Below are 20,041 nucleotides of genomic sequence, written 5' to 3' on the forward strand. Positions count from 1 at the left end.
CATCAACCCTGAAGGAAAGAAGCCATGAAGATCATGCATGTCGACGCGAGCGCCAAACGCGAGCGATCCAACTCGCGCGCGTTAAGCCGATATTTTCTCGAGCGCCTGCGCGAGGACGGTGTGGATATCGAAGTCGATTATCTTGACGTCACCGTCGATACGCCGCCGCATGTGGACGAAGCATTCGCGATCGCGACCTACACGCTGCCGCATGCGCGCACACCCGCGATGAAGGCGACGCTGGCCGTATCGGATGCGCTGTGCAAGCGCCTGCTCGAGGCCGATGCGTTGGTCTTTGCGATGCCCATGTACAACTGGTCGATGCCGTCCGCGTTCAAGGCTTTCATCGACAGCATCACACGTGCCGGCGTGACCTATGTGAATACGGAAGACGGCCGCATAGAAGGCCAGCTTGTGCGGCAGAAGGTGCTCTTCATCACGAGCCGCGGTGCCGATCTGCGTGCCGGTTCACCCTACGCGTCGATGGATGCGCTGACGCCGGCGCTCAGGGCTGCCTTCGGATTTATCGGCGTGGCGGCGCCCTCTTTCGTCGACGCGCAGCCGTTGCAGTTTGCAGATCAGGAGGCTCGGCTCGAAGCGCTCGAACGCGCGCGCACCGAACTTGCAGCGGTGGCGGCGAACTGGGCCAATCAGGCGAAGTTGGAGCCGGCCTCGACAGTGGAATCGAACAACAACGTCATGGCATGAAGCCAGGAGCAATTGCATGAAAATTCGTACCCTAATCGCAACGGCGGCGCTCGCCGGTTTGTCCATCGCGGCAGTCTCTCAACCTGTGTTCGCCGCCGATCCGGCCGCTGCGCACGAGACAATCACACCTGCGTTCGCCGAGGCCATTGCCAACGTTCCGGGCAAGACGATGACGGCATTGGTCGTCGACTATGCGCCCGGGGGCAAGTCGCTACCGCATCGCCACGGACAAGCCTTTGTGGTCGGCTACGTTCTGTCCGGTGCGATCCGCAGCCGGGTCAACGACGGCGAGACGCGCGTCTTTCACGCGGGGGAACACTGGATCGAAAAGCCCGGCGCGCATCATGCGGTCAGCGAAAACGCGAGCGATACGGAACCCGCGAAGCTGCTGGCCATTTTCGTGGCCGATACGAAAGATAAAAATCTGGTCACGTTCGACAAACAGTGAGCGTCTCGCGTGAGAGGCAGGCGGTTCATGCCCCTCTCACGCGGGCTGACTCCATTTCCCCGCATCCCTAGAACTTCGGATGACATTCGAAATTCACTGACGATGCATGCTCGGTCATCATCTGCACGCCGCTCACCGTTTCGGTCGTGACACTGCTCTGCATGCCGCGGCGCTCGCAGAAATCGCGCGCCTCGCTTACCGCCTGTTCGTGCGCGCGGGCCCAAGCCATCCGGCCACCGGTCGCGCTCGCCGCCACCGTGTACGTGCCGGGCTTGTCGGTAGCGACAACGTCGGTCGCCGATGCACACCCGGCGAGACTGGTGAGACTGGCGCAGGCGGCAAACGCCGCGATGAGCGCGCGCGCCCGGCTGGACAGTGGGTTTCGGCGCTGCGGTGCTATCGAGGCCCGTTCCTGAGCGGGCACGTGATCTGAAATGTGGTTGAACCTGTTCATCTACGTTTTTTAACTATTTTCCAATCCCAGAATTATGCGCAATCAGGCGCACGAGATCAGCACCCTCAACCGAAAACACTGTTGCATACGCCCGAACAATAACCTGCAAGCCTTGTCAGGACGGGAACGCCGGGAGACCGCGGCGTAACGGGCATAACGGGCGGAGCGCGCATTCCTGCCGCCCCGGGCCGGGTTTTTCCGGCCTGCCCCTGCCATGCAATATCCGCACTCTTCTCATAAAAACAATGCACTGGCTTTATCCCGTCGGTTGGCTTGAAATTAGCACGGTCATTCCATTTTTGCCTCGACCGGTCGAGGTCGCCGGGGTCGATGAAGTCAGACCACGTTCGCCCTCGCATGAAGACTGTGCAATCAAGTCCGCAGCAGGCGGATATAAAAAGAGGAGACATGCATGCGTTTTATCAATCATGGCGTTTGCGGAGCCACGCTGATTCTTGCTGCCGGTGGCGCCGCGGCCGCCGAGTCGAGCGTGACGCTGTATGGCGTTGTCGATGCCAACATTCAGTATCTGGATAACGGCGGCGTTCATTCGTATGCCGAGAAAAGCGGCGGCTCGACCGGCTCCCTGTTTGGCCTGAAGGGCACGGAAGATCTGGGTGGTGGTCTGAAGGCGCAGTTCAACGTCGAAACGGGTTTTAACGTGAACAACGGCGGGTTGTTCGCCGACACCTCGGCGCTCTTCTATCGTCAGGCGTGGGTCGGCCTGAGCGCCGACAAATACGGTTCCTTGACCATGGGCCGTCAGTACGAACCAAGCTTCCGGGTCATCTATCCGTCCGATCCGTTTCGCGCGAACGAAGTGCTTTCGCCCTTTTCAGCCGCAGTTCTCGCAGTCGACCGGAACACGCTCTCGACGCAATACGATTCCGGCCGAGCCAGCAATTCGGTCATGTATCAATCGCCGAATCTCAAAGGCCTGCAGTTCTACGGCATGTATGCGTTCGCCGCCACGGTGAGCCAGCCCGTGCCGGCGACGACAGGCAACATGCTGAACGTCGCGGCGACGTACTCGGGCTACGGTTTCTACGCAGGTCTTGCGTACGTCAACCAGCATCCGGGACAGGAAACCATCACCGGCCTGCCTGCTTCGCTGAGCTTGCTGGGCACCGAGCATTTCATCGGCGCGCTCGCTTACCGGATCGGCATCGTGAACTTCCAGTTCAACTATTCCTATAACCGCGCGCAGGATCCGGCGCCGGGGTCGCTGGCCGCGCATCTGGGCACCGGCCATTCGTTGAGCATTGCGGAGTTGGGCGCGACGATCCAGGCCACGCCGATCGACGTGATCGAGATTGCGGGTGTTCAGCGCAACGTGCGCGGCACGCATGACAACGCGCCGGGCATCGAGCTGGGTGTCGATCATTCGATATCGCGACGCACGAGCCTGTACATGCGAGCGGGCTACGTGAAGAACAACGGCACCGCCACGGTAAGCTGGCCGGGCGTCACCGTCACGGCCCCTGGAACCAGGCAGATTCTGGCGACAGTGGGTATGACGCATCGCTTCTGAAGCGAATCGCCGCGGCCGGGTGGCGTGGGAACTTCGCTGCCTGGCGGCGGGCGCTCCTCGCGGATCCCGCGCGAATCGTGACCTGCCGCATGCCCGTCGGGCAGCGGCAGTCAGGGCGACGGTGACGGCGACGAGATCCTGGCGGGATACTCGTGAACCTCTCAGGGCGAGGCGCTCGCGCCGGCCGGTGCGCTCGGGAGTGAGCTTGCCGCGCTGCCGCCTGCATCCGGTGGCGCGATGTCGTCCGGCGTGGGTGTCGGCGCGAGAGCGGGTTCGCCGCTGCCATGCGTCTGACCGTCGACCGATCCATTCGCTGCGCCGCTCACTACCCCGCTCGCCGGCACAGGTGCCTGAAGCAGGGGCGGCTGCGCCGCGAACGGCTTCCCTTCGACATCCGCAGCGGATGCAGGCGCCTGCGCCGGTGCAGATACAGGCGCAGGCGCGGTCGCGGCAGGTGTGTGCCGCGTCGTATTGCGCGTGACGACAGGCGCTTCAGTCTTCGTGGACGACGCCGCGAACAGATGCTCGAACCACTCGCGCAACCTGCCCGAGCGTTCCGCAAACCAGCCCGGCTGCTGATCGGTCGCGAATCTGACGCGACTGTCGATCAGTTTCGAGCGTTGCGCGCGCTGGAAAAAGTCGCCGACGATCGGCAACGCGCTGTGCGCCCCCTGGCCCCAATAGTCGCTGCGCAAGGTCACCCGGCTATCGTTGAAGCCGACCCACGCGCCTGCCACGAGCTGCGGCTGGATCAGGATGAACCAGCCGTCGGCATTACCTTGCGTGGTGCCCGTCTTGCCGGCGACATCGCCGCGCACGCCAAAGCGGCTGCGAATGCTCGAGCCCGTGCCCCGGGTCACCACGTCGCGCATGACATCGACGAGCGTGCGGGCGGCGTCGACCGGCAACTCCTGTTTGGGCGCCACCGGCGCGAACTCGGCCAGCACCTCGCCGTTGCGGTTTTCGATACGCGTGACCATCACCGGCTCCACGTAAGCACCGAGGTTGGCGATCGTGCCATAGGCCGAGACCATCTCCTTGAGTGTCACCGGACTCGTGCCAAGCGCGAGCGACGGCACCGGGTCAAGTTCGCTGTCGCGCACGCCCATGGCACGCGCCAGTCTCGCGACCTTGTTCGGACCGACGGTTTCCATCAACTGGGCGGTGATCCGGTTGCGGGAATACGCGAGACCGTCGCGCAGACTGATGGCCCGCTCGCTCGGTTCATCCTCGTCGTTTGGACGCCAGACTTCGCCGCCCGCCAGCGGGATCTCGACGGGTTTGTCGACAAAGGTATCGCCAGGTTTGGCGCCGTCTTCGAAAGCCGCCGCGTAGACGAACGGCTTGAAGGTCGAGCCCGGTTGCCGCCGCGCCTGCTGGACGTGGTCGAACGGGTCCTGGCTAAAGTCACGGCTGCCGACCCATGCCTTGATCTGGCCGTTGCGCGGGTCCATCGCCAGAAAATCCGCCTGCACCCGGGTCTTGGATTCGCACACCGACTGCACCAGGCTGCGATCGGACGAAACGCGCTTGAGCGCCTCGTCGTCCGTCAGGCCCGCGTCTTTCGCGGCGCGATAGTCGGGCGTTTCGCGCAGGAAAGTCTGCAGCAGATCGCGGCCGCCCGCACAACCCGCGCGCGTGCCCCAGGCCGAGTTGGCGATGCCTTGCAACTGGTTGCCCTGCAGGGTCACGGCCTGGGTGGCCATGGTCTGCATGCGCGAATCGATGGTGGTGCGCACCACGAGCCCGTCCGAATACATGTTGTAGTCGTTGCGATCGGCCCAGGCCGCGAGCCACTTACGCAGTTGCTGTGCGAAGTGCGGTGCGGGTCCGGGCGGCTCGGTCTGCCGCTCGAAATCGATGCGCAGCGGACGGCGCGAGAGCGTCGCGTAGGCCGCGGGCGTGAGCTTGCCGTACTTGACCATTTGCGCCAGCACCGTATTGCGCCGCTGCAGGGCGCGTTCGGGGTTGAGCACCGGGTTGTAGTAGCTGTTGCCCTTGAGCATGCCCGTGAGTGTCGCGCTTTCCAGCACGTTTAGCTCGCCGGCCGATTTGTCGAAATAGGTTCGTGCCGCCATCTCGATGCCGTAGGCGTTGTAGAGGAACGGCACCGTGTTGAGGTAGGTCTCGAGGATCTCGTCCTTGGTATAGAGCGCCTCGATCTTGAAGGCCGTGATTGCCTCCTTGATCTTGCGGGTCAGCGTGGGGGCGCGGCCGATCTCGTCCGGATAGAGATTGCGGGCGAGTTGCTGGGTGATGGTCGAGCCGCCCTGACGGTCGCCGGAAAACGTGTGCAGCGCGGCCGATGCCGTGCGGCGCCAATCGAGGCCGAAATGCTGATAGAAGCGATGGTCTTCCGTGGCGATGAGCGCGTTGACTACGTTCGGCGAGATGTCCTGAAGTTTGACCCACTCACGGTTCGAGGGTTTGAATTCGGCCAGCAGTTTGCCGTCTGCGGAAAGAATCTGCGCGGGCTGCTCGATTTTCGCCTTACGGATATCGCCGATGCTCGGCGTGAATGGGATCAGCGCCAGCACGTACACGACGAAAAGCGCCGGAATCGCGGCGCAGGCCCATGCCATGCCGCGCAGCGTGGGATGGCGTAGGTGCCAGAAAGCCCGGGCGATGGGCTGGTTTGCCAGGGTTAGCCCTTTTTCAAGGGTCTCCAGGAATTTGGGGATCAGACGCTTCACTCGGGGTTACCGTTCGGGTTCTGCTTGACGAAGGCAGCATCGTAGCAGGGTGTTGAGGTGGGTTTGTTTTGTTTGCCTTCGCGGCGCTTGCTTGTCTGTATGCCTGTGGCTTTGGCCTTTCCTTGCTGTGTTAGTGGTTTATTAGCGTTGCCCCTGTGCGGGGCGGCACTTACTTTCTTTGCCGCCGCAAAGAAAGATAAGCAAAGAAAGCGGCGGCTCACCCCGCCAGCTCATAAGCGGGTCCCCCGCACAGTTGCGGTAGTGGTGCATCTGGAATCTGTGCCCTCGCACATTCCGCGCGAGTGACAAAGCACTCATTCGCTCCCACTCCGCACTGCGTGCGTCGCGGATGAGTCTGCATGGGAAACCAGAGGCTTCGTTTCGCGTAGCGGGAGCCATCGGCTTCGCCTCGGCGAGGTGCTCCCATCTCACTAGCGAACCCCACTTCAAATGAACCGTCGATGCGGTGCATTAGTTGGCGGATGGTTTTATGAAGAACCGTTCGGCGCGCGCAGCGCCGCCGGAAGAATGACGCCCTTGTCACTAACGCGGAGTGCGCGAGAACACGGATTCCAGATGCACCACTACCCCCTCCAAGCCAGGGGACCCACTTATGAGCTGGCGGTGTGAGCCGCTTTCTTTGCTTATCTTTCTTTGCGGCGGCAAAGAAAGTAAGTGCCGCCCCGCACAGGGGCAACGCTAATAAACCACTAACACAGCAAGGAAAGGCCAAAGAAGCCAGAACGAGGAAAGACCAAACCCACAAACAAAACAAAACCCGCCGAACAGGCAAAAACCCAACCCCACTATAATGTCGGCAATTCCGACAAGAGGTGCTTCATGATCATCAAACCGCGCGTGCGTGGCTTCATCTGTGTATCGACTCATCCGACCGGCTGTGAAGCCAACGTCAAGGAACAGATCGAATACGTCAAGGCACGCGGCCCCATCGCCAATGGCCCGAAGAAAGTGCTTGTGATCGGCGCCTCCACCGGCTACGGCCTCGCTGCCCGCATCAGCGCCGCATTCGGCTCCGACGCCGCCACGCTCGGCGTCTTCTTCGAGCGCGCCGGCAGCGAAACCAAAGCCGGCACGGCTGGCTGGTACAACACCGCCGCCTTCGAGAAATTCGCCACGGAAAAAGGCCTGTACGCGACCAGCATCAACGGCGACGCCTTCTCCGATGAAGTCAAGCAACGCACCATCGAAATCATCAAGCGCGATCTCGGTCAGGTCGACCTGGTCGTCTACAGCCTGGCAGCGCCCAAGCGCACGCATCCGAAAACCGGTGAAGTGTTCACCTCGACCCTGAAGCCGGTCGGCAAGGCCGTCAACCTGCGTGGCCTCGACACCGACAAGGAAGTCATCAAGGAAACCGTCCTCGAACCCGCCACGCAAGCCGAAATCGACAACACCGTCGCGGTGATGGGCGGCGAAGACTGGCAGATGTGGATCGACGCCCTCCTCGACGCCGGCGTGCTCGCGGACGGCGCGAAGACGACCGCGTTCACCTACCTCGGCGAAAAGATCACGCACGACATCTACTGGAACGGCTCGATCGGCGCGGCCAAGAAAGATCTCGATCAGAAGGTGCTCGGCATTCGCGAGAAACTCGCAGCCAAGGGCGGCGATGCGCGCGTTTCGGTGCTCAAGGCGGTCGTCACGCAAGCCAGCTCCGCGATCCCGATGATGCCGCTGTACCTGTCGCTGCTCTTCAAGGTCATGAAGGAAAAAGGCACGCACGAAGGCTGTATCGAGCAGGTCTACGGTCTCTACAAAGACAGCATGTACGGTGCGACGCCGCACATCGACGAAGAGGGCCGTCTGCGCGCCGACTACAAGGAACTCGATCCTGAAGTGCAAGCGCGGGTCCAGGCACTCTGGACCCAGGTGACCGACAACAACATTTACGAACTCACCGACTTCAGCGGCTACAAGACCGACTTCCTGCGTCTGTTCGGCTTCGAAATCGCCGGCGTGGACTATGAAGCCGACGTCAATCCGGACGTGCAAATTCCCGGGCTCGTGCAGATCTAAGCTTTCGCGGAGCCCTTCTCGCCCCGCTCGCCTGTTGTCCCGTTTGCAGAATTCGCAGGCGGTGTAGCGTCTGTAGAGCGGTTTGTGGAGCGATCGGCAGCCCATCCCCGGGCTGCATACACGAGGACTGCGCGCGATGAAGTTCGAGGCGGGCGAAGCGGCGATGTGGCAGCTCGTGCAGCGTTATACGGGCCAGGTGGGATACCGGCGCGGCGTCAAGTCCGAAGGGCTTTTCGCGAACCCGCCGGTCATCGATTGCTCCGGGTGGACCGCCCTGCTTCTCACGCAGGCGCTGCGAGCGGAGAACGAGGCCGCCGCCCGCGCGGTGTTCGCCGCCGACGACATGAAAGCGCTGCACGTATGGTCCGATCGGATCATTCACGAAATCGGACACCGCACAGGGTTCATGCTCCAGGGGGCCGACGTCACGGCCCACGCCCTGCCGCGCTGCGCAACCATTGGCTTGAAGATGGGCAACCCGGCCTGGGCGGCCAACCATCCCCGGCTGCGCGGCATCACTCATATCGTTCAGATCGTCCGCCGCCCGGACGAAGATGCGCCATTCGTTTCCGAGGCTTTCGGCGCTTCGGTTGAGCCAGGCATCAGCCTGACGCCGCTCGCGGAGTGGCTTGCCCGCTCGCAGCCGTCTATTCTCGCGAACGAGGTGTGGGCGGTGGACGCGTTTCGCCTCGCGCCTTAGCCGGTCGGCGTGTCAGCAGGGAAACGCCGACTGAAGCGAGCGCAGAATCGCGAGCCCGATCGGAAAGTCGTCTGAAATACTCGGATGATTGGCGAAAAACTGATCGAGCAACGGATAGACATTCTGGTTGCCGATAGCGAGGTTCTGCGGCGGACAGAACAACGGCGGACGCTTTTTCGACACCAGATCCCCGTTCGCCCACCCCAGCGCGTTGATCGTGCCCGTGATATAGGCCGCGTAGACCGAGTTGTTGTCGCTATGCGCCCATAGCCTGTACTGCGCAGCCGTCATTTCGGCGCTTGCGTTGAGCGTAAAACAGGCCGCCAGCACAGCCAGTGCAAATTTCAATACCCGCATGTTCAAACCTTCAATCCGTGTTGCTAAACCGGCCATTGTAGGCGAGTCAGGTCGAGCTACGCAGAAGCATCCCGCATTCTGCATTTCGTAAGTATTTCGCAGGTATTTTTGTAAGCATTCATCTGCGAACGAGCCCCATCACCTCAATATCGCCGCCGTGCGGCAGTGCCGGCCTCTCCTCCGATGTCGCTGCACGCGGCCGATGCCGCACGCCGCGCCTCAAGTTCTCCTCTTTTCCGCCGTAGTCCGTGAAGGTAGTCCTAAAACCGTGGCCCGGCTCGAGTCGTGCCGAGGTGTCGCAACCCGCGTTCCGATTCGTGCAGCACCCCTCCACTCTTCACGGAAACCATGATTTCGTCACTCCGCACCCGTATTCTGATCATTTCTTCCGCGACCGTCATCGGTGCGCTCGCGCTCTCGGGCGCCACCGCCTACGTCACGGTGCGCGCCAACACGATGGAGAGCATCGCGCAGAATCTGAACGCCATCGCCGGCGCCAACGCGCTGGCCATCGACAAGTGGGTGGCGGCCAAGGCGCAGGCCGTGAAGACGACCGCTGACGAGGTCGAACACGGCGATCCGCAAGGCTTCGTCAAGCACATGAGCCACGCGGACGGCTTCCCGATTACGACGGTCGGCTGGACCGACAAGACCTTTTTCTCGACCAGCGGCACGCCGCCGGACTACGACCCGACCGCACGCCCCTGGTACAAGGCGGCGCTCGCTGCGGGCGGACTGGTGGTCACGAAGCCTTACGGCGATGCATCGACGGGCGTGCCTTTCGTATCGTTCGCCGCGCCGATGATCCGTAACGGCCAGCCGGCCGGCGCGGTGAGCGGCGCCGTGCCGCTCGACGGGGTGCGCGAAGTGGTCGCCACCGTGCACCCCACACCGTCGAGCCTCGCCTTCGTGGTGGCGCGCGACGGTCAGGTTATCGCGCATCCGGATGCCAAGCTGATTCTCAAGCCGGCGTCCGACATCTCCGCCGCCCTCACGCCAGACGCGCTGGCTTCGCTCGCGCAAGCCGGTGCGCCGATGGAAGTCGATCTGGGCGGCGCGGCGAAACTGCTCGAGGCGCAGCCGGTGCACGGCACCGACTGGTATCTGGTGATCGCACTCGACAAGGCCGAGGCAACGGCAGGCCTCGCCAACGTCCTGCGCGCGCTCGGCGTGGCCATGGTGCTGCTGACGCTGGCGGCCGTGGGTATTGCCGCGTACTTCACCTCGCATTCGTTCCGCAGCCTCTCGCAGGTGCGCGATGCGATGGATACCATCGGCTCGGGCAGCGGCGATCTCACGCAGCGTCTGCCGGTGGTCGGCAATGACGAAGTGGCACAGATTTCCGCCTCGTTCAACGCGTTTGTCGACAAGATCGGCACGGTGCTGCTGGAAGTGCGGGCCGGCGTCGAAAACATGAAGATCGCGACCAGCGAAATCGAAATGGGCAACCGCGATCTGTCACAGCGCACGGAAACATCCGCCAGCAACTTGCAGAACACGTCGGCTGCCCTCACGCAATTGACGGCCAGCGTCAAGCAATCGGCCGAATCCGCCGTGGAGGCCACACGGCTTGCGACCTCGGCGAGCCAGGCGGCGGCGCGCGGCGGCGAAGTCGTGACGAGCGCGGTCAGCACGATGGACGACATCGCCAGATCCTCGGCGCGCATTACCGAAATCATCAGCGTGATCGACAGCATCGCGTTTCAGACCAACATCCTCGCGCTCAACGCGGCTGTCGAAGCGGCGCGCGCCGGCGAGAATGGCCGCGGATTCGCCGTAGTTGCAGGCGAAGTGCGCACGCTGGCACAGCGCTGCGCGACGGCAGCACGCGAGATCAAGGACCTGATTCAGGCATCGGAAGCGAGCGTCGGCACGGGCGCCCAGCGTGTCCAGGCGGCCGGCGCGGCGATGCAGGAAATCGTTGCGGGGATCGACCGCGTGAATCGTGTGATTGGCGAAATCGACGGCGCGATGAACGAACAGAGCGCCGGCATCAGCCAGATCGACCGCAGCGTCGCCGAGATGGACCAGGCGACACAGCAGAACGCCGCCCTCGTGGAGGAATCGACCGCCGCCTCCGCGACGCTGAACGAGCAGGCCCACGGCCTGTCGCGCATCGTGGGCCTGTTCAGGCTGGCTCACGCCGACGCTCGCGCGTAACGCGCACTGAAGACGGCACGGCGGCCACCCGGCGCCGCCACACGCCGCGGTTGCAACATGGGCCAGATCGCCGCTCCGGCACCCGTACGGACGCGCTGGATGCGCGGCTTACGGCGTGCCGTTGCGGCAGTAGTCCAGATAGCCCCGCCGTGTGGCAAGGCGCGCCATATAAGCCGTCAGCGCGGGAAAATCGGCATGATGCAGTGGCGTTTCGAGCCAGCGGTTAATCGAGAGCGCGATCGGAATGTCCGCAAGCGAGAACGATGTCCCGGCGATGAAGGCGCCGGTTGTCTCCAGTTGCCGGGCGACGATGGCAACATGCCTCGCCCAGTTCGCGCACGACAGATCGATCTGCTGAGGATCCTGATGAGCCGGCGAGTGCCGGACGAGCGCGAGAAACGCGTAGCTCCATGCCCGGTTCAACTCGCTCGCCTGCCAGTCGATCCATTGATCGCACTTCGCGCGCTCGCAAGGATCGGCCGGATAGAGCGACTCGCCGCCATAGCGTCCGGCCAGATAACGGATGATCGAGTTGGACTCCCACAACACGAATTCACCGTCCCGGATCACCGGCACCATCGCGTTGGGGTTCAAGGCGAGGAACTCCGGCACATTGGGGGTCCTGAATCCGGAACCCCAGTCCTCCCGCTCGAACGGCAGGCCGAGTTCGGCACACGTCCACAGTACTTTGCGCACGTTGATGGATGAAGCTTTGCCTAGTATCTGAAGCATGGGTCGTCGCCGCTCGTTCGGTCGCTATGGATGAGTTTCACCGGAAATCCGCTTTGAATCCTAGCGTATTCCTGTGGAGCCCGTCACACCGACTCAAAACCCGTCAGCACATTCACCGCGTTCACCCCGATCGCCGCGACCGCATAACCGCCCTCCATGACGAACAAGGTCGGTTTTCCCAATCGTCCGATCGCCTCGCCGATACGCAGATAATCGGCGCTGCGCAGCTTGAACTGCGAAATCGGATCTTCTTCGAAGGTATCGACGCCGAGCGACACGACCAACGCATCCGGGGCGTAATCGGCGACGCGCGCGCACGCCGCGTCGAGCGCCACCGCATAGTCGGCCCACGCCGTACCCGGTTGCAGCGGAAAATTCGCGTTGTAGCCGAGGCCCGCGCCCGCGCCGGTTTCGTCGGCGTGGCCGAGAAAGAACGGATACTCGGTGCGCGGATCGCCGTGCAAGGATGCGAACAGGACGTCCGGGCGCTGATAGAAAATACTTTGTGTGCCGTTGCCATGGTGATAATCGACGTCGAGAATCGCCACGCGTTTCGCGCCCGCGTCGAGGAACGACTGCGCTGCCACCGCCGCGTTGTTGATATAGCAGTAGCCGCCCATATAGTCCGCCGCCGCGTGGTGTCCGGGCGGCCGGCACAACGAGAACGCGCTGCGCGCCCCTTCCCTCACGCGGCGTGCGCCGGTGAGCGCGACGTCCACCGCGTCGCTGACCGCCGCCCAGGTGCCCGCGGTGATCGGCACGCCCGCATCCATGGCGTAGTAGCCGAGCTTGCCGTCGATATCTTCCGGCACGCGATCTTGGCGCATGCCGCGCACCGGCCACACGAGCGGCAGCGCGTCATGCGTGCGGCCGATCGCGCTCCATTCGTCCCATGCGCCGCGCAGAAACGCAATAAAGCCCTTGTCGTGCACACGATGCACCGGATCGAGCCCGAACGCCGCCGGCGCAATCACGTCGCCGAGCTTCGTTTCGCGCACCCGCTCAAGGATGAAATCGGCGCGGCTCGGCATTTCGAAGCACGGCTTCATTTCGCCGTCGATCAATTCCGCATGGCCGTGGTGCAGCCGGTGCAGATCGCTATATACAGTCAACATGCAATGTCTCCTCAGGATGCTTGCTGCTCGAATCCGCTCAGCAGGTTGGTTACGTTGAGGCCGATCGCATCGAGCGCGTAGCCGCCTTCCATCACGAAGTGCGTCGGCAGCGCCAGTGCGGCGAGCCGTTCGCCGATGCGCGAATAGTGTTCGTGGCCGAGCCTGAACTGCGCGATAGGATCGCCCTGGTAGGTGTCGACGCCCAGCGAGATCACCAGCACGTCCGGCGCGAACGCGGCGAGGCCGGCGCAGGCCGCTTCGAATGCTTCGCACCATTGCGGCCATGCGGTGCCGTGCGGGAGCGGGTAATTGCGGTTGCAACCGGCGCCCGTGCCCTCGCCGGTTTCGTCGGCGAAACCGGTGAAGTATGGGAAATCGACCCGCGGATCGGCGTGAATCGATATGAACAGCACGTCGTCGCGTGTGTAAAACAGGTCCTGCGTGCCGTTGCCGTGGTGATAGTCCACATCCAGGATCGCCACGCGCCGCGCACCATGATCGAGCGCCGCCTGTGCCGCGATGCCGGCGTTGTTCAGGTAGCAATAGCCGCCGCCGTAATCGCGCCCGGCGTGATGACCCGGCGGCCGGCACAGCGAAAAAACCGCGCGCTCGCCGTCGCGCAACGCGGCGGCGCCCGATAGCGCCACCTGTGCCGACATGTAGACCGCCGGCCACGTCGTCGGTGTCAGCGGGGTCACGGTGTCGAACAGGTAGTGGCCGATGCTCGCGTCGAGGTCGAGGTTCGCAGGCGTGCGCGAAGTCGGCGCACGACGGGGCGCGCGCAGCGTGGCCGACAGCGCATGCGCGTTGCCGCGCGCCTGCCACGCCGCGGCGGCTTCGCGCAGAAAGCGCACATAGGCGTCGTCATGCACTTTCAAAATGGCTTCGAGGCCATGGTCATCCGGCTCGATCACCGGCCCGAGACCAATCTCCCGGATCCGTCCGACGATGTTATCCGCGCGCGCCGGCCGGTCGAAATTCGCCTGCAGCGCGCCGAACACCAGCACGCGGTCACCGTCATGGTCGTGATGGCGATCGCTGTACACGGTCAGCATGTTTCAACACTCCTTTGACGGCGATACGCTGCCTGAACAGGGGCATTCACGCCTTTACTCCCTCGCTGCGGCACGCGTCGAAGCCGGCGAGCACGCCACAAACGTTGCGGCCGATCGCCTCGATCGCATAGCCGCCTTCCATGACGAACTGGGTCGGCAGACCGAGCCTCGCGAGCCGGGCGCCTATCTCGCGATAGTCCTCGGTACGCAGTTTGAAGCTGGAGATCGGATCATCCTCATAGGTATCCACGCCAAGCGAAACGATCAGCACTTCGGGGCGATAACGCACGATCGGCTCGCACGCCGCGCCAAGCGCGCAGAACCACGCCGACGCGGTGCTGCCTGACGGCAACGGATAGTTGACGGTGTACCCGTCGCCCGCTCCACTACCCCGTTCTTCGGCGAAACCGGTAAAGCGCGGATACGCCTCGCGAGGATCGGCGTGCAAGGACACGAACAACACATCGTCGCGTGTGTAGAAAATGTCCTGCGTGCCATTGCCGTGGTGATAGTCGATATCGAGAATCGCGACGCGTCGCCGGCCGCCATCGAGAAAGGCCTGCGCGGCAATCGCCGCATTGTTGAAGTAGCAGTAGCCGGCCATATAGTCGATGCCCGCATGATGTCCGGGCGGGCGGCACAGCGAGAACACGGCGCGCTCGCCTGCGTCGATCCGGGCCTGGCCACTCAGCGCGACGTCGGCGGCCGCGCACGCTGCCGTCCATGTCCCCGCGGTGATCGGCGCATAGACGTCGCAACTGAAGTAGCCCAGTTCGCCGTCGAGGTCGGCGGGCCGGCGCTGCTGCATGCGCGGTCCGGGCCACACATACGGCAGCATGTCCGCCGTGCGCCCGGCGGCCTGCCAGCGCGCCCACGCGGTGCTCAGAAATTCGACGTAAGCCGCGTCGTGCACGCGCTCGATCGGCGCACGCCCGAACCGGCGCGCAGCGATCACCTGGCCGATGGCGTTCGTTGTGATGCCGGCCAGCACCTGGTCGGCCCGTTGCGGCGTCTCGAACGCGGGCACCTGTTCGCCGCCCGCCCATTCGAAGGCGGCGTGATGCAGGCGGTGGTCGTCGCTATGAATGGTCAGCACGCGCGCGTCTCCGGCTTACTGCTTGAACTTGACCCATACCTTGCTGCGCAACGCGAGCGCGGCCGGCGAGCAGAGCTTGAACGGACGGAAGCGGCTCGTCATGTCCTGCGGCGTATTGATCGCCGGGTCCTTGAACAGGGCGGCATCCATGAACTTGTCCGAACCGGCGATCGCATTGTTGTACTTGGTGAAGTTCGACGCCAGCGCGATATTCTCCGGCTGCATCATCCAGTTGATGAAGATATACGCCTCTTTCACGTTCTGCGCCTTCGACGGGATCGCGAAGTTGTCCATCCAGAAACGTACGCCCTCCTTAGGGTACACGTAGACAACCGAGGGCTTCTTTTCCTTCACGCGGAAATAGGCGCCGTTCCATTGCTCGTGCATGATCACTTCGCCCGCGATCATCCGCTCGATCGTGCCGTCGTTGTTGTAGGTCGCGACCGAGGGTTTCTGCTTTTGCAGCAAGGCGAGAATCTTCTTCGCGTCCTCGGGGTTTTCCGTGCATTCGTTCAGACCGAGATACCACGCGGCATCCATGTAGACGTCTTCTTCCGAGTCGAGCATGCCGATCTTGCCCTTCAGTTCCGGAATCGGTTCAAAGAGGCTCTTCCAGCTGTCGGGCAGCTTGCCGCCGGGCACGCGCGCGGTGTCGTAGCTGAACCCTGTGGTGCCCCACATATACGGCATCGTGTAGTCACGCTTCGGATCGAACGACGGCGCATTGAACGGCGCCTTCACGTTCTTGAAGTTCGGCAACTGGCTGTGATCGAGTTTCATCAGCAGGCCGTCTTTCGCGAGGATCTGGATGTAGCTGTCGCTCGGCACGATCACGTCGTAGTTGCCGCTGCCGGCTTTGAGCTTCGCGGTGAGGGTGTCGTTGCCGTCGTAGGAATCGAGTGTCGCCTTGATGCCGGTGTCCTTCTCGAACTTCTGCAGCAGTTGCGGCGGATAGTAGTCGGACCAGTTCGCGAAGTGCAGCACGCCGGCCGCCTGACTCGCGCTCGCCACGCACAGTAGTGCCGCGCCCAATAGCTGTTGCTTGATGAATCGCATTGTTACCCTCTTTGTTTGTGATGATCTGGCAGCGCCATGATTAGCGGGCGGCGGCTCAGCGTTCCTTCCGCTTACCGACGAAATACGACAGCACAACGAAGACAATCGAGACCGACAGGATGATCGAGGAGATCGCATTGATCTTTGGCGAGATGCCCATCTTGAGCGCGCCGAAGATATACACCGGCAGCGTGGTAGCGCCCGCGCCGGCAACGAAATAGGTAATGACGAAATCGTCCATCGAGGTGATGAAGGCGAGCATCGCGCCCGCCGTAATGCCCGGCAGCAGCAGCGGGAACGTCACGCGCCAGAAACTGCGCCACGGGCTCGCGTAGAGATCGGCTGCGACTTCGCGCAAACGCGGGTCGAGCGTGGTGAGGCGGGCGTGAATCGGCAGATAGGCAAACGGAATGCAGAACACCACGTGCGCGATCAGCACGGTGAACAGGCTCAATTCAAGTGAAACGAATGAGAAGAACATCAGCGTGGCAACGGCGGTGACGATCTCCGGCACCATCAAGGGCAGACCGATCAGGCTCTTCACCGCATCCTGCCCGCGTAGCGGGCGGCCATTGAGCGCAAGAGCCGTGAGCGTGGCGACGGTCGTCGAGATGAGCATCGCGAAGCTGGCGACGATCAACGAATTCTTCGCGGCGCGCACGATGCCGTCGTCCTGCCAGACCTGGGCATACCAGCTAAAACTGAAACCCTGCCAGACGGTTGCCGACTGCCCGCTATTGAAACTGAGCAGCACCAGCACGACGATCGGCACATACAGGAAGGCGAAAAAGACCCATGCCGCCGGCCGCACCCCGGTAAAACGCCATAACGGATTGCTCGTCATACGCGCCCTCCTCGCACCACGCGGCGCGCTCGCATGCTGTTGTAAAAGAGCGCGAGCAGCACGAGCGTCAGCAGCGTGAACGAGAGTGCCGCGCCGAACGGCCAGTCGTGCTGCGAGCCGAACTGCAACTGGATCAGGTTGCCGATCATCAGCGATTTGCCGCCGCCGAGCAGGTCCGGCACGATATACGCGCCGAGCGCGGGCACGAATACCAGCACGCAGCCCGACACGATGCCGGGCATGGCGAGCGGTACGACCACCCGGCGCAACGCGAGCCAGCGGTTCGCGCCGAGATCGAACGCGGCTTCCACGAGTTTCCAGTCCATCTTCTCGAGCGTCGTGTAGATCGGCAGCACCATGAACGGCACGAACGAATACAGCAGGCCAATCGCGACCGCGGTGTCGCTGTAGAGAATGCCGAGCGAGCCATGAAAACCGAACAGGCCGCGCGCGCTGTCAATCAGGCCACCGTCGCGCAGCAGCAGCATCCATGCGTAGACGCGCACCAACTGGTTGGTCCAGAACGGCACCGACACCAGCATGAGCAGCGTATTGCGGCGCTTTTCCGGTTGCAGCGCGATGTACAGCGCGGTCGGAAAGCCGATCAGCAGGCAACCCGCCGTGGTGAAAAGCGACAACAGGATCGAACGCTGGAAGATCCGCAGATAGTCGGCGTTGAAGACCATCTGATCGTCGAAATCGCGCTCGTAGAGAAACTTGATGTAGCCATGCGGCGAGAACTTGCCCCACACGACGCCGCCGTAATCGCCGGACACGGAAACCGACACTACGGCCATGATCAGCATCGGCAGCACCATCCCGCCGATCAGGATCACGAGCGCCGGACTGAGCATGCGCCAGCGATGTCCGTCACGCGCGGGCGCTGCCGAGGCGAAAGCGCTGCTGGGCGTCGTAACCGCGGCCGGTTGCAAGGGGTTGGCGCTCATGCCTGCATCACGCGCAATGCGTCCTGCGGAATGCACACGTCCACCTGCGCGCCGATCGTGAAACTCAACTGTGCGCCGGGACGATTCTGTGCCCGCACGCGCAGCAAGGGCTGCCGTTCGCAGACGACGTGATACAGCGTGTCGGTGCCCATATAGACGATGTTGTCGATGCACCCGGCAAGGCTGATCACGTCGGCCGTAGCGCCCCTGCCCTGCTCCGCGAGCCACATATGCTCCGGGCGCACGGCGAGCGTGAGCGTGCCCGCTGCCGGCGCGTCGCCGTTCAACGCAACGCGTTGTCCGCCGGCCAAAGCGATTTCGCCGCCGCGTCCCGCCTGCGCCTCCAGAAAATTCGTGTCGCCGATAAAATCCGCCACGAAGCGATTGAGCGGCCGGTCGTAGATGTCCGTCGGCGTGCCGATCTGCTGCACGCGCCCGCCATGCATCACGGCGATGCGGTCGGACATGGTCAGCGCTTCTTCCTGATCGTGTGTCACGAACAGGAATGTGATGCCGGTCTCGCGTTGCAGGCGCTTCAGTTCCACCTGCATTTCCTTGCGTAGTTTCAGATCGAGCGCGGAGAGCGATTCGTCAAGCAGCAGCACGCGTGGCCGGTTGGCGAGCGCACGGGCCAATGCCACGCGCTGCTGCTGACCGCCGGACAATTGATGCGGCTTGCGCGCGCCGAACTCGCCGAGCTTCACGAGATCGAGCATCTCGCGCACCGTCTGCGTGATTTTTGCTTTCGGCTGACGCTGCATCTCCAGACCGAACGCGATGTTCTGCGCGACGGTTAAATGCGGGAACAGCGTATAGCTCTGAAACACCGTATTGACCGGCCGCTGAAACGGCAAACGGCCAACCAGCGATTGACCGTCCAGCAGAATCTCGCCTGCGCTCGGCTGCTCGAATCCGGCGATCAGGCGCAGCAAGGTGGTCTTGCCGCAACCGCTCGGCCCAAGCAGGGTGAAGAATTCGTTTTCCTGAATGTCGATCGAGACGTTATCGAGCGATGGTGTGGCGTTGCCCGGATACACCATCGTCACGCCGGACACTTCGACGCAACGGTTGGCCGCCGTTTTCGCGATGACCCTGGACACCGAAGCGGCTTCACAGGACGCGTCATCGTTCAGCCCGTCGAGCCCGGTCACATTCGTGGATACGATGTTCAAGGTGCACCCTCCTGGGTCCGGTGTTCGCCATCGCTCGTCGCGAGGATGCCGTAGCAGGCCGGACGCCGGTCGCGAAACACCCCCCAGGCATGACGCGTTGCGGCGAGCGCATCCAGATCGAAACGATGCAGCAGGATCGCGGGTTCGTCGCGCCCGGCTTTCTGCACCTGTTCGCCATACTGATCCGCGATGAACGACGAGCCGTAGTAGCGCTGCGGGAAGTCGCGGCCCTGCTCGCGGCCGGTACGGTTCGCCGCGATCAGCGGCACGAGGTTCGCGCCCGCGTGACCCTGCATCACACGCTGCCAGTGCGCGCTGCTGTCGAGCGAGGGGTCTTGCGGTTCGCTGCCGATCGCAGTCGGATAGAACAGCAGTTCGGCGCCGAGCAGCGCCATCGCGCGGGCCGTCTCCGGGAACCACTGGTCCCAGCAGATACCTACGCCAAGCGTGCCGTAGCGCGTCGGCCAGACGCGAAAGCCGGTGTCGCCGGGCGTGAAGTAGTACTTCTCGCTATAGCCCGGGCCGTCGGGGATATGGGTTTTGCGGTAGCGGCCGAGCACGCGGCCATCGGCGTCGATCATCGCCATCGTGTTGAAGAAGACGTTGCCGGCCCGTTCGAAGAAGCTGATCGGCAGGACCACGTTCAACTCGGCCGCGACCCGGCTAAAGCGCGTGATGGCCGGATGGCCCTCGAACGGCAGCGCATGGCGGAAGTGCTTTGAGTCCTGTTCGGTGCAGAAGTACGGCAACTCGAACAACTCGGGCAGCAGAATCACCTGTGCGCCCTGTGCCGCCGCTTCACGCACGAGGTGCTCAGCCTCGGCGAGATTCGCCTCGCGATCCCATCCGGGTACGGCCAACTGGATTGCCGCCACGCTGACAGCGCGCATCTCGTGTCTCCCATGTATTCGTCTGGGAAAATTCTGCCCGAGGTGC

18 protein-coding genes are annotated in these 20,041 nt (G+C 63.2%); 6 read left to right on the plus strand and 12 right to left on the minus strand.

What is annotated here, in order from left to right; translation table 11 throughout:
* The first annotated feature begins 24 nt into the window (after positions 1 to 24).
* Complete coding sequence (locus BCY88_RS34315; protein ID WP_120348540.1) at positions 25 to 708, plus strand: FMN-dependent NADH-azoreductase; 684 nt, start codon at positions 25 to 27, stop codon at positions 706 to 708.
* Positions 709 to 724: 16 nt separating this feature from the next.
* Positions 725 to 1,156 (plus strand): cupin domain-containing protein, encoded by a 432-nt coding sequence (locus BCY88_RS34320; protein WP_120348541.1) that lies wholly within the window; start codon positions 725 to 727, stop codon positions 1,154 to 1,156.
* Between the two features lie 67 nt (positions 1,157 to 1,223).
* Here BCY88_RS34320 and BCY88_RS34325 read toward each other — a convergent pair whose 3' ends face one another.
* Positions 1,224 to 1,610 carry a hypothetical protein gene (locus tag BCY88_RS34325; protein ID WP_259461605.1) on the minus strand — a complete coding sequence of 129 codons (387 nt, stop codon included), beginning with the start codon at positions 1,608 to 1,610 and terminating at the stop codon, positions 1,224 to 1,226.
* Positions 1,611 to 2,022: 412 nt separating this feature from the next.
* Here BCY88_RS34325 and BCY88_RS34330 point away from each other — a divergent pair, with 412 nt between their 5' ends.
* Positions 2,023 to 3,141 carry a porin gene (locus tag BCY88_RS34330; protein ID WP_120348542.1) on the plus strand — a complete coding sequence of 373 codons (1,119 nt, stop codon included), beginning with the start codon at positions 2,023 to 2,025 and terminating at the stop codon, positions 3,139 to 3,141.
* Positions 3,142 to 3,302: 161 nt separating this feature from the next.
* Here BCY88_RS34330 and BCY88_RS34335 read toward each other — a convergent pair whose 3' ends face one another.
* A complete protein-coding gene (locus BCY88_RS34335; RefSeq protein ID WP_120348543.1) occupies positions 3,303 to 5,834 on the minus strand; it encodes a penicillin-binding protein 1A in 2,532 nt (843 codons plus the stop codon).
* Positions 5,835 to 6,674: 840 nt separating this feature from the next.
* On the opposite strand from BCY88_RS34335, the gene fabV reads away from it, so the two are divergent.
* A complete protein-coding gene (gene fabV / locus BCY88_RS34340) occupies positions 6,675 to 7,871 on the plus strand; it encodes an enoyl-ACP reductase FabV (protein WP_120348544.1) in 1,197 nt (398 codons plus the stop codon).
* A 136-nt stretch (positions 7,872 to 8,007) separates the two neighbouring features.
* Positions 8,008 to 8,571: a hypothetical protein gene (locus BCY88_RS34345; RefSeq protein WP_120348545.1), complete on the plus strand. Its 564-nt coding sequence runs from the start codon at positions 8,008 to 8,010 to the stop codon at positions 8,569 to 8,571.
* 12 nt (positions 8,572 to 8,583) lie between these two features.
* Here the strand turns inward: BCY88_RS34345 and BCY88_RS34350 are convergent, their stop codons facing one another.
* Positions 8,584 to 8,928: a hypothetical protein gene (locus BCY88_RS34350; RefSeq protein WP_120348546.1), complete on the minus strand. Its 345-nt coding sequence runs from the start codon at positions 8,926 to 8,928 to the stop codon at positions 8,584 to 8,586.
* A 348-nt stretch (positions 8,929 to 9,276) separates the two neighbouring features.
* On the opposite strand from BCY88_RS34350, the gene BCY88_RS34355 reads away from it, so the two are divergent.
* The gene (locus tag BCY88_RS34355; protein WP_259461606.1) at positions 9,277 to 11,088 is read left to right on the plus strand and encodes a methyl-accepting chemotaxis protein; all 1,812 of its coding nucleotides are present in this window, start codon (positions 9,277 to 9,279) and stop codon (positions 11,086 to 11,088) included.
* A gap of 108 nt (positions 11,089 to 11,196) precedes the next feature.
* Here BCY88_RS34355 and BCY88_RS34360 read toward each other — a convergent pair whose 3' ends face one another.
* The 9 genes from BCY88_RS34360 to aguB form a co-directional block, all read right to left on the minus strand.
* Positions 11,197 to 11,820 (minus strand): glutathione S-transferase family protein, encoded by a 624-nt coding sequence (locus BCY88_RS34360; protein WP_120348547.1) that lies wholly within the window; start codon positions 11,818 to 11,820, stop codon positions 11,197 to 11,199.
* 83 nt (positions 11,821 to 11,903) lie between these two features.
* Positions 11,904 to 12,935 (minus strand): histone deacetylase family protein, encoded by a 1,032-nt coding sequence (locus BCY88_RS34365; protein WP_120348548.1) that lies wholly within the window; start codon positions 12,933 to 12,935, stop codon positions 11,904 to 11,906.
* Positions 12,936 to 12,946: 11 nt separating this feature from the next.
* Positions 12,947 to 13,990, minus strand: a complete 1,044-nt coding sequence (locus BCY88_RS34370; protein ID WP_120348549.1) for a histone deacetylase family protein — start codon at positions 13,988 to 13,990, stop codon at positions 12,947 to 12,949.
* A 46-nt stretch (positions 13,991 to 14,036) separates the two neighbouring features.
* Complete coding sequence (locus tag BCY88_RS34375) at positions 14,037 to 15,086, minus strand: histone deacetylase family protein (protein ID WP_120348550.1); 1,050 nt, start codon at positions 15,084 to 15,086, stop codon at positions 14,037 to 14,039.
* A 15-nt stretch (positions 15,087 to 15,101) separates the two neighbouring features.
* Positions 15,102 to 16,142 carry an ABC transporter substrate-binding protein gene (locus tag BCY88_RS34380; RefSeq protein WP_120348551.1) on the minus strand — a complete coding sequence of 347 codons (1,041 nt, stop codon included), beginning with the start codon at positions 16,140 to 16,142 and terminating at the stop codon, positions 15,102 to 15,104.
* Between the two features lie 55 nt (positions 16,143 to 16,197).
* On the minus strand, positions 16,198 to 16,986 hold the full coding sequence (locus BCY88_RS34385; protein ID WP_120348552.1) for an ABC transporter permease: 789 nt from the start codon (positions 16,984 to 16,986) through the stop codon (positions 16,198 to 16,200).
* Positions 16,983 to 17,933, minus strand: a complete 951-nt coding sequence (locus tag BCY88_RS34390) for an ABC transporter permease (RefSeq protein WP_259461607.1) — start codon at positions 17,931 to 17,933, stop codon at positions 16,983 to 16,985. Before BCY88_RS34390 ends, BCY88_RS34385 begins: the two co-directional genes overlap by 4 nt.
* Positions 17,930 to 19,105: an ABC transporter ATP-binding protein gene (locus BCY88_RS34395; RefSeq protein ID WP_259461608.1), complete on the minus strand. Its 1,176-nt coding sequence runs from the start codon at positions 19,103 to 19,105 to the stop codon at positions 17,930 to 17,932. Before BCY88_RS34395 ends, BCY88_RS34390 begins: the two co-directional genes overlap by 4 nt.
* Positions 19,102 to 19,995: an N-carbamoylputrescine amidase gene (gene aguB / locus BCY88_RS34400; protein ID WP_120348553.1), complete on the minus strand. Its 894-nt coding sequence runs from the start codon at positions 19,993 to 19,995 to the stop codon at positions 19,102 to 19,104. Before aguB ends, BCY88_RS34395 begins: the two co-directional genes overlap by 4 nt.
* Positions 19,996 to 20,041: the final 46 nt, after the last annotated feature.

The organism is Paraburkholderia fungorum, from assembly GCF_003610895.1.
GTDB lineage: Bacteria > Pseudomonadota > Gammaproteobacteria > Burkholderiales > Burkholderiaceae > Paraburkholderia > Paraburkholderia fungorum_B.

Bases quoted from the DNA above. Each gene is read 5' to 3' on its own strand.
- BCY88_RS34345 (WP_120348545.1), top strand. From the start codon at position 8,008: ATGAAGTTCGAGGCGGGCGAAGCGGCGATGTGGCAGCTCGTGCAGCGT.
- BCY88_RS34390 (WP_259461607.1), bottom strand. From the start codon at position 17,933: ATGAGCGCCAACCCCTTGCAACCGGCCGCGGTTACGACGCCCAGCAGC.
- BCY88_RS34325 (WP_259461605.1), bottom strand. From the start codon at position 1,610: ATGAACAGGTTCAACCACATTTCAGATCACGTGCCCGCTCAGGAACGG.
- BCY88_RS34355 (WP_259461606.1), top strand. From the start codon at position 9,277: ATGATTTCGTCACTCCGCACCCGTATTCTGATCATTTCTTCCGCGACC.
- aguB (WP_120348553.1), bottom strand. From the start codon at position 19,995: ATGCGCGCTGTCAGCGTGGCGGCAATCCAGTTGGCCGTACCCGGATGG.
- BCY88_RS34360 (WP_120348547.1), bottom strand. From the start codon at position 11,820: ATGCTTCAGATACTAGGCAAAGCTTCATCCATCAACGTGCGCAAAGTA.
- BCY88_RS34330 (WP_120348542.1), top strand. From the start codon at position 2,023: ATGCGTTTTATCAATCATGGCGTTTGCGGAGCCACGCTGATTCTTGCT.
- BCY88_RS34370 (WP_120348549.1), bottom strand. From the start codon at position 13,990: ATGCTGACCGTGTACAGCGATCGCCATCACGACCATGACGGTGACCGC.
- BCY88_RS34385 (WP_120348552.1), bottom strand. From the start codon at position 16,986: ATGACGAGCAATCCGTTATGGCGTTTTACCGGGGTGCGGCCGGCGGCA.
- BCY88_RS34365 (WP_120348548.1), bottom strand. From the start codon at position 12,935: ATGTTGACTGTATATAGCGATCTGCACCGGCTGCACCACGGCCATGCG.
- BCY88_RS34315 (WP_120348540.1), top strand. From the start codon at position 25: ATGAAGATCATGCATGTCGACGCGAGCGCCAAACGCGAGCGATCCAAC.
- BCY88_RS34350 (WP_120348546.1), bottom strand. From the start codon at position 8,928: ATGCGGGTATTGAAATTTGCACTGGCTGTGCTGGCGGCCTGTTTTACG.
- BCY88_RS34320 (WP_120348541.1), top strand. From the start codon at position 725: ATGAAAATTCGTACCCTAATCGCAACGGCGGCGCTCGCCGGTTTGTCC.
- BCY88_RS34380 (WP_120348551.1), bottom strand. From the start codon at position 16,142: ATGCGATTCATCAAGCAACAGCTATTGGGCGCGGCACTACTGTGCGTG.
- fabV (WP_120348544.1), top strand. From the start codon at position 6,675: ATGATCATCAAACCGCGCGTGCGTGGCTTCATCTGTGTATCGACTCAT.